The organism is Streptomyces aureocirculatus, assembly GCF_000720475.1.
GTDB lineage: Bacteria > Actinomycetota > Actinomycetes > Streptomycetales > Streptomycetaceae > Streptomyces > Streptomyces aureocirculatus.
This window is the reverse complement of sequence record NZ_JOAP01000011.1, coordinates 37,874-53,333: the sequence shown is the minus strand read 5'-3', so window position 1 is coordinate 53,333 and position 15,460 is coordinate 37,874. Positions and strand designations below refer to the sequence as shown.

General features: G+C 71.8%; 11 protein-coding genes. 3 read left to right on the top strand and 8 right to left on the bottom strand.

Annotated features, from left to right (window positions below; translation table 11 throughout):
- Positions 1-183 precede the first annotated feature (183 nt).
- Both IG78_RS0112530 and IG78_RS0112525 read right to left on the bottom strand, forming a co-directional pair.
- On the bottom strand, positions 184-1,455 hold the full coding sequence (locus tag IG78_RS0112530; RefSeq protein WP_030562231.1) for a hypothetical protein: 1,272 nt from the start codon (positions 1,453-1,455) through the stop codon (positions 184-186).
- Positions 1,456-1,675: 220 nt separating this feature from the next.
- Positions 1,676-2,470, bottom strand: a complete 795-nt coding sequence (locus IG78_RS0112525) for a class II aldolase/adducin family protein (RefSeq protein WP_030562229.1) — start codon at positions 2,468-2,470, stop codon at positions 1,676-1,678.
- A 187-nt stretch (positions 2,471-2,657) separates the two neighbouring features.
- On the opposite strand from IG78_RS0112525, the gene IG78_RS0112520 reads away from it, so the two are divergent.
- Positions 2,658-3,137, top strand: coding sequence for a pyridoxamine 5'-phosphate oxidase family protein (locus IG78_RS0112520; protein WP_030562227.1), 480 nt, complete (start codon positions 2,658-2,660; stop codon positions 3,135-3,137).
- 77 nt (positions 3,138-3,214) lie between these two features.
- On the opposite strand, the gene guaA is transcribed toward IG78_RS0112520, so the two are convergent.
- Positions 3,215-4,795, bottom strand: a complete 1,581-nt coding sequence (gene guaA / locus IG78_RS0112515) for a glutamine-hydrolyzing GMP synthase (RefSeq protein ID WP_030562225.1) — start codon at positions 4,793-4,795, stop codon at positions 3,215-3,217.
- Between the two features lie 508 nt (positions 4,796-5,303).
- Here guaA and IG78_RS0112510 point away from each other — a divergent pair.
- Positions 5,304-5,612 (top strand): chorismate mutase, encoded by a 309-nt coding sequence (locus IG78_RS0112510; RefSeq protein WP_030562223.1) that lies wholly within the window; start codon positions 5,304-5,306, stop codon positions 5,610-5,612.
- 1,030 nt (positions 5,613-6,642) lie between these two features.
- On the opposite strand, the gene IG78_RS0112500 is transcribed toward IG78_RS0112510, so the two are convergent.
- Together IG78_RS0112500 and IG78_RS42035 are read right to left on the bottom strand one after the other, a co-directional pair.
- Positions 6,643-7,476, bottom strand: a complete 834-nt coding sequence (locus tag IG78_RS0112500) for a hypothetical protein (protein ID WP_157855784.1) — start codon at positions 7,474-7,476, stop codon at positions 6,643-6,645.
- 240 nt (positions 7,477-7,716) lie between these two features.
- The gene (locus tag IG78_RS42035; protein ID WP_157855783.1) at positions 7,717-8,106 is read right to left on the bottom strand and encodes a hypothetical protein; all 390 of its coding nucleotides are present in this window, start codon (positions 8,104-8,106) and stop codon (positions 7,717-7,719) included.
- A gap of 337 nt (positions 8,107-8,443) precedes the next feature.
- Here IG78_RS42035 and IG78_RS0112490 point away from each other — a divergent pair, with 337 nt between their 5' ends.
- Entirely contained in the window at positions 8,444-9,646 is a 1,203-nt protein-coding gene (locus IG78_RS0112490) for a hypothetical protein (protein WP_030562217.1), read from the top strand.
- A gap of 121 nt (positions 9,647-9,767) precedes the next feature.
- Here the strand turns inward: IG78_RS0112490 and IG78_RS0112485 are convergent, their stop codons facing one another.
- From IG78_RS0112485 to IG78_RS0112475, 3 genes are all read right to left on the bottom strand, one after another.
- Positions 9,768-11,648: a GMC family oxidoreductase gene (locus IG78_RS0112485; protein WP_030562215.1), complete on the bottom strand. Its 1,881-nt coding sequence runs from the start codon at positions 11,646-11,648 to the stop codon at positions 9,768-9,770.
- Between the two features lie 196 nt (positions 11,649-11,844).
- Positions 11,845-13,461: a succinic semialdehyde dehydrogenase gene (locus IG78_RS0112480; protein ID WP_030562214.1), complete on the bottom strand. Its 1,617-nt coding sequence runs from the start codon at positions 13,459-13,461 to the stop codon at positions 11,845-11,847.
- A 165-nt stretch (positions 13,462-13,626) separates the two neighbouring features.
- A complete protein-coding gene (locus tag IG78_RS0112475) occupies positions 13,627-15,345 on the bottom strand; it encodes a serine/threonine-protein kinase (RefSeq protein WP_030562213.1) in 1,719 nt (572 codons plus the stop codon).
- Positions 15,346-15,460: the final 115 nt, after the last annotated feature.

Here is a 15,460-nt window from a genome sequence, read left to right as displayed (position 1 = left end):
GCCGTTGCCTCGTCGACTGACGATACGTAGAGGAGGCACCCGCCGCTCAGTGGTGTGCGGCGGATTCCTCGGCGGATTCCTCGGCGGCTTTCACGAGGCCGCAGGGGGTCCCGGGATCTTGGGAGCAGGGGAGGGGGAAGCCATGCGTCCATTTGACGCGGGGCGGTTGGTGGCGTGGGTCGGTCAGTCGGTGACGTCGATGGTGCAACGGTTGGTCTCGGCACCGGCGGCGGTGATCACTTGGACGTCGACGCGGCCGGGTTCGACGTCGACGGGTACGGGCACGGTCAGGACGGCGTCCGTCGGGTTGGTGAAGCCGCCGGGGACGGGCACCAGGGGCACGTGGACGTGGACGGTGCCGATGCGGACAGCCATCTTGGCCAGGCGGTCGGCGCTGCCGGCGCCGGGCGGGACGAAGCCGGCGCCGCGGATCTCGATGTCGTCACCGGTGCGGATCGGCGCGTCCAGGTCTCCGGCCTCGCGGGAGCGGACGACGGACAGGATGACGGGCCGGCCGCCCTCGGCGTATTTGCCGGCGAGGTATGTGGCGGCGGACACGAGTACCAGCAGGGCGAGGCCCCAGGGCAGGTCCGGCAGCCGCTCGGGGCGGCGGGCGAGCCGGACGGCGGCGAAGACCACGGCGACGGCGCTGACGAGGACGTACTGGACGTCGGCGAAGTGGCCGCGGCCCGCGTCGTCGGTGAGCAGGTCGGCGGCGCGCGGCCGGTGGGCGCGTACCTTCTGCAGGCGCTGGGCGAGGACGCGCAGGCCGACGACGCGGCGTACGAGGACGGCGACGCCGCAGACGACGGCGAGGACGGTCACGAGGCCCGCGGCGCGGCCGAGCCTGAGCCCGTCGACGAGTTCGTCGCGGGCGCCGTGGCCGGAGGCCGCGGCGAGCTCGCAGGCGAGGACGAGCACGGCGAAGACGACGAACAGCACCCAGCAGGCGGCCACGGCGCGGGAGGTGGAGAGCCGGTTGTCCTCGCCGATGACGGGGGCGAGTACGCCGCCGCGGGCGCGGTGCAGATATGCGGCGCCGCTGAGGGTGACGCCCACGAGGAAGGCGGCGAGCAGCCCGGCCGTGCGTGCGGGAGTCCAGCCCGTGCCGATGGCGGTGAGGGCCTGGACGAGCACGAGGACGACGACCGCGGCCCAGACGACGACGAGTGTGCGCGGCCACAGGCGGGCGAGCCAGGCGTCGCCCTCGGCGCGGCCGCGTTCGGCGACGAGCCGCGCGGACTGGGTCAGTTCGTCCGACACCCACTGGCGGGATGCGCCCGCGGAGTGCACGACGGCCGCGGGCACTCCGTGCCCAGTTGCCAACTCGTCCCGTCTGGCGATGAATTCGGAGACGGCGCGCCGATGCCCCTCGCGCGCCCCGTGCGGGCTGCCACCGCACGCGCAACCACCTCCGTGCACCCCGGTCCCCTGCCTGGCTTCCTGCACCGCCACCGCGTACGCCGCCTTCCCCACCCTTGACCGGAGTCACCGCGGGATGCGCGTCCGGATCTCTGTTCGGGCGCGCGTCCGTGAACTTCCTTGCGGTGTATGGGAATTGTGCCGCACGGACGCCTGTACGTGCTCCACGGTTCAGGTCAGCGCGGGTGGTCCGGCGATCCGCGGGTTGACGCGGCGTCCGGTGTGGTACGCGTGTGCGGTGGCGGGGGCCGGGTCAGGTGAGCAGGTCGGGTTCGCTGCGGCTGATGTCCTGCCACAGGGACTGGTAGTTGATCCAGGCCACGAGGTCGCTGCCGAGTTGTTCGCGGGTCTCGACGGCCTCCTTGTGACCGATGAGGACGGGGCGGCCGGCGGCGCGGGCGGCGAGCTGGACCCGGCAGGAGCGTTCCATGGAGATGAACCACCAGGCGGCGGCGTCGACGGAGCCGCCGATGGTGAGCAGCCCGTGGTTGCGCAGGACCAGGGCCTTGTGGTCGTCGTGGTCGCCGAGGGCGGCGGCGACGCGGCGGCCTTCGTCGGTGTCGACGGTGACGCCGGTGTAGGCGTCGTACAGGGCGTGGCTCTGGTAGAAGGCGCAGGACTCCTGGGTGATCGGTTCGAGGAGTTCGCCGAGGGCGGCCAGGGCGCGGCCGTAGGTGGAGTGGCAGTGCGCGACGGCGACGGCGTCGGGCCGGGCGCGGTGGACCTGGGCGTGCACGGTGAAGGCGGCCTGGTTGACGTGGTGGCGGCCCTCGACGACCTGGCCGTCCCCATTGGCGAGGACGAGGTCGCCGACGGTGATGTGGCGGAAGGGCATGCCGAACGGGTTCACCCAGAAGCAGTCGTCGTACTCGGGGTCGCGGGCGGTGATGTGCCCGGAGACGCCGTCCTCGTACCCGAGTCGCCCGAAGATCCTGAGGGCACCGGCGAGCCGTTCCTTGCGGTGGCGGCGTTCGTCCTCCGGAGTCTCGTGCACCGGCGGCATCGCGAACTGCAACCGCTCGACGGGTATCGGTGTGGGCGCCTGCATGGGTCCTCCGTCTCTGGCATCCCTGGCCGTACGGAGCGGAAGTTACCTCCGGTCAGCGCAGGACAACAGGGGTCTCCTGGGGAGCGGGTACGGAATTGGGAGGGGTGGGCGGCGGGGCTCACGTGCCGGGGGCGACGGCGCGAAAAAGCAGACAGGGGGTGTCGGGTTTGCCCGCGAGGATCGTCGTATGACGAGCAACTGGGCGGCTTTCTCGGCTGCGGAACCGGAGCTGGCGCGGACGGTCGAGGACCGGTTCGGGCAGTTCACGCACCATGTCCTGGCGACGCTGCGCAAGGACGGGTCGCCGCGTACGACGGGCCTGGAAGTGCGGTTCCTGAACGGGGAGCTGTGGTTCGGGATGATGCCGGACTCGTTGAAGGCGCTGGACCTGCGCCGCGACGGACGGTTCGCGCTGCAGGCGAATCCGGGGGCGGGCACGGGGATGGCGGGCGGCGACGTACGCATCGCGGGACGGGCGGTGGAGGTGCGGGACCAGGAGACGATCGCGTCGTACGCGGACGAGGTGCGGCCGCCGGACCCGACGGCGTTCCACTTGTTCCGCACGGAGCTGACGGAGGTCGTGCGGACGTACATCGAGGAGAAGAAGTACCTGGCGGTGCAGCTCTGGCGGCCGGGGCGGCCGCTGAAGAAGACCAGGTGGATGTGAGAACGCCGGTGCCGCCGCCCGGATCGGGGACGGCGGCACCGGCGTTCAAGCCTGGAGGCAGGCCGGGGCCGCGGGGGCTACTCCCACTCGATGGTGCCCGGGGGCTTGCTGGTGACGTCGAGGACGACGCGGTTGACGTCGGCGACCTCGTTGGTGATGCGGGTGGAGATGCGGGCCAGGACGTCGTACGGCAGGCGGGACCAGTCGGCCGTCATGGCGTCTTCGGAGGACACGGGGCGCAGCACGATCGGGTGGCCGTAGGTGCGGCCGTCGCCCTGGACGCCGACGGAGCGGACATCGGCGAGCAGCACGACGGGGCACTGCCAGATGTCACGGTCGAGGCCGGCCGCGGTCAGCTCCTCGCGGGCGATGGCGTCGGCCTCGCGGAGCAGGTCGAGACGGTCCTTGGTGACCTCGCCGACGATGCGGATGCCGAGGCCCGGGCCCGGGAAGGGCTGACGCTGGACGATCTCGTCGGGCAGGCCGAGCTCCTGGCCGACCATGCGCACCTCGTCCTTGAAGAGCTTGCGCAGCGGCTCGATGAGCTGGAACTCAAGGTCCTCGGGGAGGCCGCCCACGTTGTGGTGGGACTTGATGTTGGCGGTGCCGGTGCCGCCGCCGGACTCCACCACGTCCGGGTACAGGGTGCCCTGGACCAGGAACTCGACGGGCTGGTCACCCGGCGCCTCGGCGACGATCTCGGCCTGAGCCTGCTCGAAGACGCGGATGAACTCGCGGCCGATGATCTTCCGCTTCTCCTCGGGGTCGGACACCCCGGCGAGCGCGGCGAGGAATCGCTCCTGGGCGTCGACGACCTTGAGCTGCACGCCGGTGGCGGCCACGAAGTCCTTCTCGACCTGCTCGGTCTCGTCCTTGCGCATCAGGCCGTGGTCGACGTACACGCAGGTGAGCTGGGAGCCGATGGCCTTCTGTACGAGGGCGGCGGCGACCGCGGAGTCCACGCCGCCGGACAGGCCGCAGATGGCGCGCTTGGTGCCGACCTGCTCGCGGATGGCGGCGACCTGCTCGTCGATGACGTTGCCGGTCGTCCAGGACGGCGTGAGGCCCGCGCCCCGGTACAGGAAGTGCTCAAGGACCTGCTGGCCGTGCGTGGAGTGCATGACCTCGGGGTGGTACTGGACGCCGTAGAGCTTCTTCTCGTCGTTCTCGAAGGCGGCGACCGGGACGACGTCCGTGGAGGCCGTGACGGCGAAGCCCTCGGGGGCGGCGCTGCACGCGTCGCCGTGCGACATCCACACCGGCTGCTCTGCGGGGGTGCCCTCGAAGAGGGTCGAGCCGGACTTGGACACGTGCAGCGGCGTGCGGCCGTACTCACGGGCGCCGGTGTTGTCGACCTGGCCGCCGAGGGACGTCGCCATCAACTGGAAGCCGTAGCACATGCCGAAGACGGGGACACCGGCCTCGAAGAGGGCACGGTCCACGACAGGAGCGTGCTCGGCGTACACCGAGGACGGGCCGCCGGAGAGGATTATCGCCGCGGGGTTCTTGGCGAGCATCTCGGCAACCGGCATGGTGCTCGGCACGATCTCGCTGTAGACCCGGGCCTCGCGGACGCGACGGGCGATGAGCTGGGCGTACTGCGCTCCGAAGTCGACGACCAGGACGGTGTCGGGGGCGGCGGGCGGCGCTACTGGCACGGTTTGCCTTCCGGCGGTGAGCAAGGGGTGACTGGTTTCGATTCTAACGGGGGCGGGGCGGGGGTGCCCGCAGCACTCTTGGCCCCCCCTGTGCAGGGGGGCTCCCGGGCTGTGCGGTGGGCTTGCGGCCCGTGCAGGGGGCTCTCGCTCCGTGCCGCCGGACCCCCACCCTGGGCCCCCACCCTGGACCCCCGTCCTGGGCCCCCACCCTGGGCCCTCACCCTGGACCCCCGTCCTGGGCCCTCACCCTGGACCCCCGTCCCGTACCGGCGCCGCCCGGACCCCGGGAGCCGCCCCCCGCTTCGTCGACTACACTCCCCGCCATGCGTAAGCACTCGACCTCCGTCTTTACCTATGGCACCCGGCCCGCCGGCTGCCATGGTCGAGCTGCTTGACGTAACGACAAGCGACTTCCCAGGCGCCCCGGGCCGACAAGGCCCGGGGCGTCCTGTCGTTTCCGGGCAATGTCGCCGCCCCGGGGCCCCGCACCCGAACGAGGAGCCCCACCATGAAAGCCAGCACCGCCACCGGCACCGCCACCACGCCCACCGACTCCGGCGCCCGCAGTCCCGGAGCCGCCGAAGTGATCGGTGGTGCCCGCGAGCGCATCGACGCGCTCGACGACCGGATCATCGGGCTCGTCCAGGAACGCATGGCCGTCTCCGCCGTCGTCCAGGAGGCCCGCATCGGCTCGGGCGGGCGGCGCGTGCACCTCGCCCGCGAGATGGAGATCCTCAGCCACTACCGGGACGCCCTCGGCAAGCCCGGCACGCAGCTCGCCATGACGCTCCTCGAACTGTGCCGGGGCCGCGTCTGAGCCCGGCGGGAAACCGGGGGTCACCGGCAGGCACGGGCAGGCACAGGGAAGCACCGGTTAGGCACTGGTAGGTGCAGGGAAGCACCGGCAGGCACCGGCAGGCACGGAACCGCTGCGCCACGGACCTGAGTTCGGATCCGCTCTCACCCGTACGGCGCGTGACCGGTTCCGGACGGGCTTCGTTGGTCCCGGTGTCCGTGCCAGCCAGGGGCGGGCCGCAAGAACCACGCGTGGCTCCGCTGGGGCGATGAGGCGTACGCGTCACGTGTACGCCGTGGGACCTCGTCCCAGAGAAGTGACCGGACGGCAGGGGACAGCAGCCCGGTCACCCAGGGAACGGTCGGCCCCGGGGACGCCCGGGGCCGGTCGGCCCGGTCCCCCTCCCCACCGCCCCGCCCCGCCCCTCACCAGCTTCCCGGGCGCCCCCCGGTCCCGCACGCTTCCCGGCGTCCCACGCTTCCCCGGCGCCCCCGGCCGCCGACATTCCCCCCGGTTTCCCGCGCTACCCGCGCACCCCCCACCGCTCATCAATCCGTTCTCACCGCTGCCCCACGCCCCACCGTCTTCGCAGCCCCGGCCATTCTCAGTCCCTCCTGTCGAGATGTCGTCGAAACGGTTGCGCGGAGAACGGGCCATCCTCCACGATGCGTAGAGGAGAGGGGCTCGCAGCCCCGTTCTTCACAACTCCATTGCCATTGGTCTAAACCAGTCGCGCTCCCCCGGCGCGCCGGGTAGGCCACCGGCTCGTTCAGCCAGCGGCGCACTCCCCCGGGCGCCGCTCTGAGGCACCGACGCTGCCCTGACGTCGGTGCTGACAGCCAAGGGCCCCGCGGATCCGTCCCGCGGGGCCCTTCGCTCCTTTTACGGCGCTTGAGGTGGCCGCGCACGCTTCGGGGTGTCCCTGCCAGGGCCTCCGTACGCTTCGGAGTGCCCTGGCCGGGGGCTCCCCGAGCCCGCCCCTTCCCGAAACTGGGGCTCCGCCCCGGACCCCGCTCCGCAAACGCCGGAGGGGCCGGAACTGGGCTGCGCCCTACCCCACCCTCCTCAGTTGCGCGTCCACCACCGTCGACGGAACCACCGGCTCCTCGTCCGCCCCGGCCGAGCCGGGAACATCCCCGCCCCCCGCCGCGCGGGACTCCTCACCGGCGGCCACCCCCTGCGGGTCGTAGAAGTTCTTCGCGGCGAAGGAGACGAGCGTCGAGCCGTCACGGACCACGACGACTGAGTGCCGCCGCACGTACGACTCCTCATGACTGCCGATCTTGTACGCCACCGCCTCCTCACCCCCGTCCGGGGCGGACCGGGGTGCGACACCGGTGTACCGCATGCCGCCCGCGCGGAACGCCGCGCACTTCTTCGACTTCACCGCCGACCGCAGGTCCCGCAGCGCGTCGCGCGCACCGTCCGCGCTGTCGTACGCGAACAGTTCGACGTCCGTCGCCCCACCCTCGGCCCGGCGGCTCTCCTGCGTCACCGTGCGCCCGGCGTGCGCCGTGGCCTTCGGCGGGGTGGCGGCCGCCAGCATGTCCGAAAGTGGTCGGCAGGCAGTTGGGTTCGCGGGAGCGCCGTCCGACACGGCCGCCAGCTTCGACCGCTCCCTGCGGCCGACGGAATACCCCTCCACGTCGCCCTTGGCCACCAGGGACGCCCTCAGCTCTTTCGCCGCCGCCGACCCGGAACCGCCCTCGCCGCCCTCGCCCTCGACGGAGCCCTTCGGATCCGACTTCGGCTTCGGCTTCGCCTGCGACGTCGAAGACCCACCGCCGTCACGCCCGGCACCGTCACCACCACCGCACGCGGCGGTCAGGCCCAGCGCGGCCGCGACCGAGACGGACACCACGACACGCGACACAGTTGTCTTCACGTTCCCCCGCTTCCCTTGGCGCGGCTGCGCCGACCACAGGGATCCCGGCACACCCACGCCTCACACATCCATGCGGAGTCACCCGCACCCCTTCTACGACTGAAGATCGCCGTCCGCGGTTCCGCACGGCCCGCACCGTCGTCCGGGCCAGTGATGGCCACCGGTTCCCTCACCGCGGGAGCAGCGTTCCCGCACCGCCGGAGGCAGCGTCCCCGCACCGCCGGAGGCGCCGCCGCCCCCTCACTGCCAGGGCCAGAACCGGTACGGGCTGAGGAGCGCGATCGCGAGGACCATGCAGCCCGCCACGATCACCACGCTGCGCACCTGGCGCCACCGCCCTGATCCGCCGCCGTGTACGGAACCCGTGGGTGCCGCGCGCCACTCGTCGGGGCGCCAGGGCTGCGCGGACTCCTCCCTGCGCTTGCGCCGCTTGCGGCCCACGACCCCCTGCGCCTGCCGCCGCGCCGCCTCCTCGTCCAGGCGGCGCAGCCGCTCGGCGACCATGCGCGCCCGCGCGGACGGCTCCTTGGGCGCCGACGCCCTGATGTCGCGCTCGCTGTCCTCCTCGAACCTGCGCCACACCTCGTCGGGTATGGACGCCTCGTCGTCGGGCTCACGCGGCGACTGCACGGACACTGTGCCCCCTCAATCTCTCTCGGCATGCTGAACCCCGTGGGGCCCCACAGACAAGCCCGCAGACGAGCCCACAACGAGCCCGCGGACGAGCCCCATCTCGCCTGCAAACGGGGGAAGTTCTACGACACCCCACGGCGGACGCACAAGCCAAGCACCTTCCCGAGGGTCGAACATGTGACTCAAGCCACATAAGAATTCTGTGAGCCCCAGGGCAACCATTCCCTGACGACGCAGGTCATTCATGCGTATCAACGGCCACTTCCGCGCCCGCCGCGGAGGCCTCCACCTCCGTATCGCGCGGCGCGCGGTGCGCCGGACTCTCTGAGGTCTTATGAAGCTTCGCCGTGCACTGGCCACCGCGGCCGCGACAGCCGCGATCGCCCCGCTCGCGCTGCTCTCGGCCCCGGCCGCGTTCGCAACTGGGGATGCGAACAGCGCGCCGTCCGCGAGCTCCGGCGAGACGCCTCCCGGCGTCACGCCCGCTCCGGGAGACACGACGAAGCCCGGCGCCCCCGAGCCCGGCGACCAGCCCCCCGCCCCCGGCGACACGACGAAGCCCGGGGACGACAACAAGCCCGGTGACGACACGAAGCCCGGCGACGACAACAGGCCGGGTGACGACACCAAGCCCGCCGACGGCAAGAAGCCCGGCGGCGACACCAAGCCCAAGGACGACGCGAAGCCGGGTGGCGACACCAAGCCGGGTGGCGACGCGAAGCCGGGCGACAAGGGCACCGGACCCCGCGAGGGCGGCAAGCCCACGGCGGAGCCCACCGAGTGCCCGTCCGACCCGAAGACCGGCGAGGACGCGGAGAGCAAGCTGGAGCTCCGGCTGACCGGCCTGCCCGGCAAGATCACCGCGGGCGGCGGCTGGCACGAGTTCAAGCTGACCGCGGCCAACCCGAGCGACGAGGAGCTCGGTGACGTCGAGTGGCTCGTGGCCGCGGACAACTTCTCGGAGAGCGAGAAGGAGAAGGACTGGCTGAGCACCTACGCGCGCATCCAGTTCTACGACCCCGAGGCCAAGGGCTGGAAGTCGATCGTCGACGAGGTCGAGGACGGTGTCGCCTTCGGCAGGACGACGCTCTCGGCCAAGGAGCAGGTCGAGATCAAGCTGCGGCTGAACATCAACGCCAAGGCTCCCGCGGGCGACAGCTACGCGCTCGGTCTCGGCGGTTACGTGGACTCCGAGCTGAACTGCCGCCACAACGCGTTCACGCTCTTCGAGTTCACCGTCCTGAAGGCCGGCAGCGACAACGAGGACCCCGGTGAGGCCACGCCCGTCCCGGACGCCACCGAGCCCCCGCACGTGCGGCCGCAGGGCATCGTCGTCAAGCCCGTCAAGTCCGCGAAGACGGTGAAGACGGTGAAGAAGACGACCGTGACGGACATCGCGCCCACCGGCAGCCTCGCCCAGACCGGCTCCAACTCCATGCTGCCGACCATCGGCGTCGTCGGTGGCATCGCCGTCGTCGCGGGCGCGGGCGCGGTGTTTGCCGTGCGCCGTCGCGCCCACTCGGACAGCGCCGCGTAAGCGACGCCGCCCACCGGCGACGTACGCGCCCCCGAGGTGCCGTACCCGCCGGAGAAAGCGAGGGACCTGCACTCGGAGGGGGGTGCAGGTCCTTTCGCGTACGGGGCGACCCCGGCCCCCGCTACTTCTTCGGCGGCACCGTCGGCACCCCGAGGAACGGCAGCCGCAACGCGCCGAAGGCGTGGTCCGGCACCGCAGGGCGCTCGGGCTCGACCGGCGCGAGCCGGACGTACGCGGCCCCCTGCGGCGGACGCGGGTCCTCGGCGCCCTTGTTGGGCCAGAACGACATGGCGCGCTCGGCCTGCGCGGTGATCGTCAGCGAGGGGTTCACGCCCAGGTTCGCCGAGACCGCGGCGCCGTCGACGACGGAGATGCCCGGGTGGCCGTACAGGCGGTGGTAGGCGTCGATGACGCCGGTGTCGGCGCGGTCGCCGATCGGGCAGCCGCCGAGGAAGTGCGCGGTCAGCGGCGTACCCATCAACTCGCCCACATTGGACCCGGCGAAGCCGTTGATCTCCTCGGCGATGAGGCTCGCGGCCCGGGTGGCCTCGGGGATCTGGCCGGGGTTGGGCGCGCCGTGGCCCTGCCGCGCGGTGAGCAGGCCCTTGCCGATGCCCTTCTCCTTGCGGTACGTGGTGAGCGAGTTGTCCAGGGTCTGCATGACCAGGCCGATGATCGTGCGCTCCGACCAGCGCCGGTTGGACAGGGAGCGGGCCGTCAGGACCGGGTGGCGCACGGAGTTGGCGAGCCAGCCGGCGACGCGGGCCTTGCCGCCCTTGAGGGTGTACGGGACCTGGAGCAGCGTCAGGCCGCCCATCGCGTTGGACTTCTTGCCGTAGCGGACGGGCTCGATGTGGGTCGTGGCGTTCGGGTGGATGGACGAGGTGATGGCAACGCCCCTGGTGAAGTCGACCTTGCCGCCCGGGGCGAGGAGGGCGCCGCCGTGGCGCTTGCGGTAGCGGCGGTCCGTGGTCTGGGCGCCCACCAGGGCCTCGGAGTTGGTACGGGTCAGCTCGCCGAGGCGGGGGGAGACGCGGGGCAGCAGATGGTTGTCCTTCATGCGGTGCAGGAGGGTCTGGGTGCCGTAGGTGCCCGCGGCGAGGACGACGCGACGGGCGCGGAAGGTGCGGCCCTTGCCCTTGCGCTTGTTGTCCGTGGGCAGCGTCCCCACCGCGTAGCCGCCGCGCGAGTCCTCGGTGAGGGCCACGACGGTCGTCATCGGGTGGATGACGGCTCCGGCCTTCTCCGCGAGGTAGAGGTAGTTCTCGGTGAGGGTGTTCTTCGCGCCGTGACGGCAGCCCGTCATGCACTCGCCGCACTCGTTGCAGGCCCGGCGGGTGGGGCCCGCACCACCGAAGTACGGGTCGGGAACTTCCCTGCCGGGGCCGGGCGTTGACTTGGTGTCGGCCGTCGCGGAGTCTCCGGCCGATGACTCGTCGGTGGCGTCCCGCCCGTCGCCGAAGAAGACGCCCACCGGCGCCATGTGGAAGCTGTCGCCCACTCCCATGGCCCGCGCGGCGGCCTGGAGATGAATGTCGGAGGGGGTGGTCGTGGGGTTGGTACGCACACCGAGCATGCGCTTGGCCTGCTCGTAGTACGGCCGCAGCTCGTCCTGCCAGTCGGTGATGTCCTTCCACTGCGGATCGTTGAAGAACGCCGCAGGCGGTACGTAGAGCGTGTTCGCGTAGTTCAGCGACCCGCCGCCCACGCCCGCGCCCGCCAGGACCATCACATTGCCGAGCAGATGGATGCGCTGGATGCCGTAGAGGCCGAGTGCCGGGGCCCACAGGTAGTTCTTGATGTCCCAGGAGTTCTTGGGCAGTTCCGCGCGCGTGAAGCGGCGGCCCGCCTCCAGGACGCCGACGCGGTAGCCCTTCTCCGTGAGCCGCAACGCCGATACGGAGCCGCCGAAGCCGGATCCGATGACGAGGACGTCGTAGTCGTACCCTTCGTCGGCACGATCGTCGTCGCCCGGGTTCTGGACAGAGCTCTCCTGTGCCATCGACTCTCCTCGTCGAGAACGGGTCACTGAAACGGGGTCGAGAACGGGTCACTGAAACGGGGTCGAGAACGGGTCACTGAAACGGGTCCGCCGAGATGGATCCGCTGGAACGGGTCCGCTGAAACGGGTCCGCCGGAGCGGATCCGCCGGGCCGGGCGCGCCAGACCCCGCCGGTCCGCGAGGCGCCCTGCTCGGCTCAGCGCAAGCGCAACGCCTTCATGAGCCGCAGGCTCGTCGTCATGAACGCCGCGTACTTCTCGTCGTCCATGCCGAAGGACGGCGCAAGCGGGACGATCCGCTGGTGAGCCACCGTCTGTGCCTCGGTGTACTTGAGGATGCCCTCGGAGCCGTGGCGGCGGCCGAGGCCGGAGTCCTTCATGCCGCCCATCGGCGACTGCACGCTGCCGTAGGCGGGCCCGTAGCCCTCGTTGACGTTGACGGTGCCGGTGCGCAGGCGGGCGGCGAGGTCCCGGCCGCGCCTGCCGTCCTTCGTCCAGACGGAGGAGTTGAGACCGTAGGAGGTGGAGTTGGCGAGCTCCACGGCCTCGTTCTCGTCGGTGAAGCGGTAGATCGCGACGACCGGGCCGAAGGTCTCCTCGGTGCAGACCGCCATCGGCGCCTCGACGCCTTCCAGGATGGTCGGCTCGTAGAAGTAGGGGCCGATGTCGGGCCGGGCCACGCCGCCCGCGACGACGGTGGCGCCCTTGGCGACGGCCTCGTCGACGTGGCGCCGGGTGGTCTCCAACTGCCGCTCGCCGACGAGCGAACCCATCTCGGCGCCGTAGGCGAGGGACCGGCCGAGCCGCATGGCCTTGGTCTTCTCCGCGAACCGCTCGACGAAGAGGTCCGCGACGGCCTCGTGCACATAGAGACGCTCGATGGAGATGCAGAGCTGGCCCGCGGAGGAGAAGCAGGCGCGCACCGCGCCCGCGGCGGCCTTCTCCACGTCGGCGTCGTGCAGGACCAGCATGGCGTTCTTGCCGCCGAGTTCCAGGGAGACGCCGACCAGGCGGGCCGCGGCGCCCGTCGCGACCTCACGGCCGGTGCGGGTGGAGCCGGTGAAGGAGACGAAGTCGGCGTGCTTGACGATCTCGGGGCCGATGACGGGCCCCTCGCCGAGCACCACCTGGAACACCTCGGCGGGCAGACCCGCCTCGATGATCAGGTCGCGGGCCCACAGCGCGGTCAGGGCGGTCTCGGTGTCGGGCTTCATCACCAGGGCGTTGCCCGCGACAAGGGCGGGCAGGGCGTCGCCGATGGACAGCTCCAGGGGGTAGTTCCACGGGGCTATCTGGCCGACGACGCCGCGCGGCTGGCGCAGTTCGGTGACCTTGGTGAGGACCGGTACGACGCCGGTGTGCCGCTTGGGGTTCAGATAGGCGGCGGCGCGGCGGCCGTAGTGGCGGGCCGCGACGGCGACGGCCTGGACCTCCTCGTGCGCGTGCAGCCGCGCCTTGCCGGTCTCCAGTTGGATGAGGTCGAGGACCTCGGCCTGGCGCTGGAGCACCAGGTCGTGGAAGCGAAGGAGCACGGCGGCGCGCTGCCGCACCGGCGTGCGCGCCCACGCGACCTGTGCGGCCCTGGCCCGCTCGAAGGCCGTCGCCACGTCCCGCGGGGCGGCCTCGGGCAGATCGGCCAGCTTCTCGCCGGTGAACGGCATGTGGTTGGCAGTCGTGCCCGAGCCGATCACCTCACGGGTGAGCTGGGCGACCAGCTCCGGCGTGACCACGTCGGCGGCGGTGCGTGCGCCGCTGGGTGCCGGGGCGACCGGGTTCGTACCGAGGGGCGTTGCGGGGGCCAGCGAGTCCGTCATGACGGTGAGCGTATGCCTGGTCGGACGCTTTGGGTACCCGTGGGTAATGAGGTTTCACCCCGCACACACACGGCGCCGCGGCCCCCTGCGTACGTTGCCAGTGTCTGCTGGCGACAAAGGTGCTGATCAGGGCGTTCCCGGGGCCGCGGCGGGATGTTCGGGGCCTCAGGGCCTGGCGATCTCCAAGTTGTCGATCGCCGTCTTCGCGACCTCGCGCCCGCGCTCGGTGAAGTCGCTCCTGGCCGGGTAGTCGATCCACAGCTTGTACATGTCGCCCGCCTTGGTCCTGTAGTAGAAGACCTTGGCTTCGCGCGGGTATGTGACGTCGGTTTCCTTGTTGGTGTACGGGATCAGGTTCTCGGCGGACTGCCCGCCCTGGTACTCCCCCTGCGTCGTCTTCTTGCCGCGCCCCAGCTCGTCCGGGCTGAACGCGCCCACCGAACCCCCGCCGTCCAGCGTCTTCATGTCCTCGTACGCCTCGGCCATCGACGTGCCCGCGATGTAGTTCAGTTCGTCCTCGGACTTCTTGGCGAGGTCCAGGGTGAGGGAGATGGCGCCGCTCGCGTCCGTGTACGTGACCCAGTGCTCCTTGGGCGTCTGGTCGTTCGTGGTCCTGTGGTAGCCCTCCGGCACCGAGAGCGTCGCCCCGAGGCTCTTCTCCTCGCGTTGCGTCCACCCTTCCGTGTCCGACGCGCCGCCGAACGGGTCCACCGCGAGCACCACCCCCGCGGCCACCGCGGCGACGACCACGGCACCGACGGCCGCCAGCGCCTTGGGGCCGAGGAACACGCCCTTGCCGCGGTCCGGCCCCGCGCCGCCCGCACCGGCCGCCCCACCGTCGCCGGAGAACCCGGTCACGAGCTGCGTGGCCGGCAGTTGCGGGGGCGCCGGTGGCTTGGCGGCGTCCTCCAGGAGCGCGCGTACCCGGGCGGCGTTCGGGCGGTGGGCGGGGTCCTTGTGCAGCAGGCCGTTGATGGCGTCGGCCAGCGGGCCCCGCGCGGACGCGGGCGCGGCGGGCGTCGCGTTCAGGACGGACTGGAGCGTGGCGGGGGTGTTGTTGCGGCGGAACGGCGAGACACCCTCGGTCGCCGCGTACAGCACCACGCCCAGCGACCACAGGTCGGACGCCGGGCCAGGACGCTGGCCGAGCACCCGCTCAGGGGCGATGAACTCGGGCGAGCCGACGAAGCCGCCGGTGTCGGTCAGATTGGTCTCGCCCTCGATCTGGGCGATGCCGAAGTCGGTGAGCACGACGCGGTCGTGTCTGCCGAGCATCACGTTGTCCGGCTTCACGTCGCGGTGCAGGACGCCCGCGGCGTGCGCGGCCTCCAGCGCGCCGAGCACCTCCAGGCCCACCCGGGCCGCGTCCCGCACCCCGAGCGTGCCCTCGTCCCGCAGCGCCGCGCCGAGCGAACGGCCCTGCACGAACTCCATCACGATCCACGGCCTGCCGTCCTCGACGACGACGTCGTGCACATTGACCACGGCCGGGTGGTCGAGCCGGGCGGCCGCCCGCGCCTCCCTGCGCATCCGCTCGAAGGCGTTGGCGCGCTCACGCTCCGGCAGGTGGTCCGGTACGCGCGGCTCCTTGACGGCCACCTCACGGTCCACCGTCTCGTCCTTGGCCCGCCACACCGTGCCCATGCCGCCGTGGCCCAGCTTGGAGAGCAGGCGGTAACGCCCGCCGACGAGACGGCCCGAACCGGGCTCGGCCCGTGTGACCTGGGTGGGCGAGGCGTGCTGCGGCGAAGGTGGCGAAGGTACGGAGGGTTGCGAAGGTACGGGGTGCGGGGAAGGTACGGGGTGCTGTGGGGGCTGCGGTGGTTGCAGGCCGTAGCTGGTGGTCTCGTTCGGGCCGTACGTGGATCCCCCGTCGTTACTCATGCCCCCATCCCTACCGTGCGGGGCACCCCGTATTCCAGCCACGGCCCCCAGTTGTGACCGGGGCGATGCACGATCCGGGAACTTCGGCGACGTACGCACGTGAACGCGGGGGCAC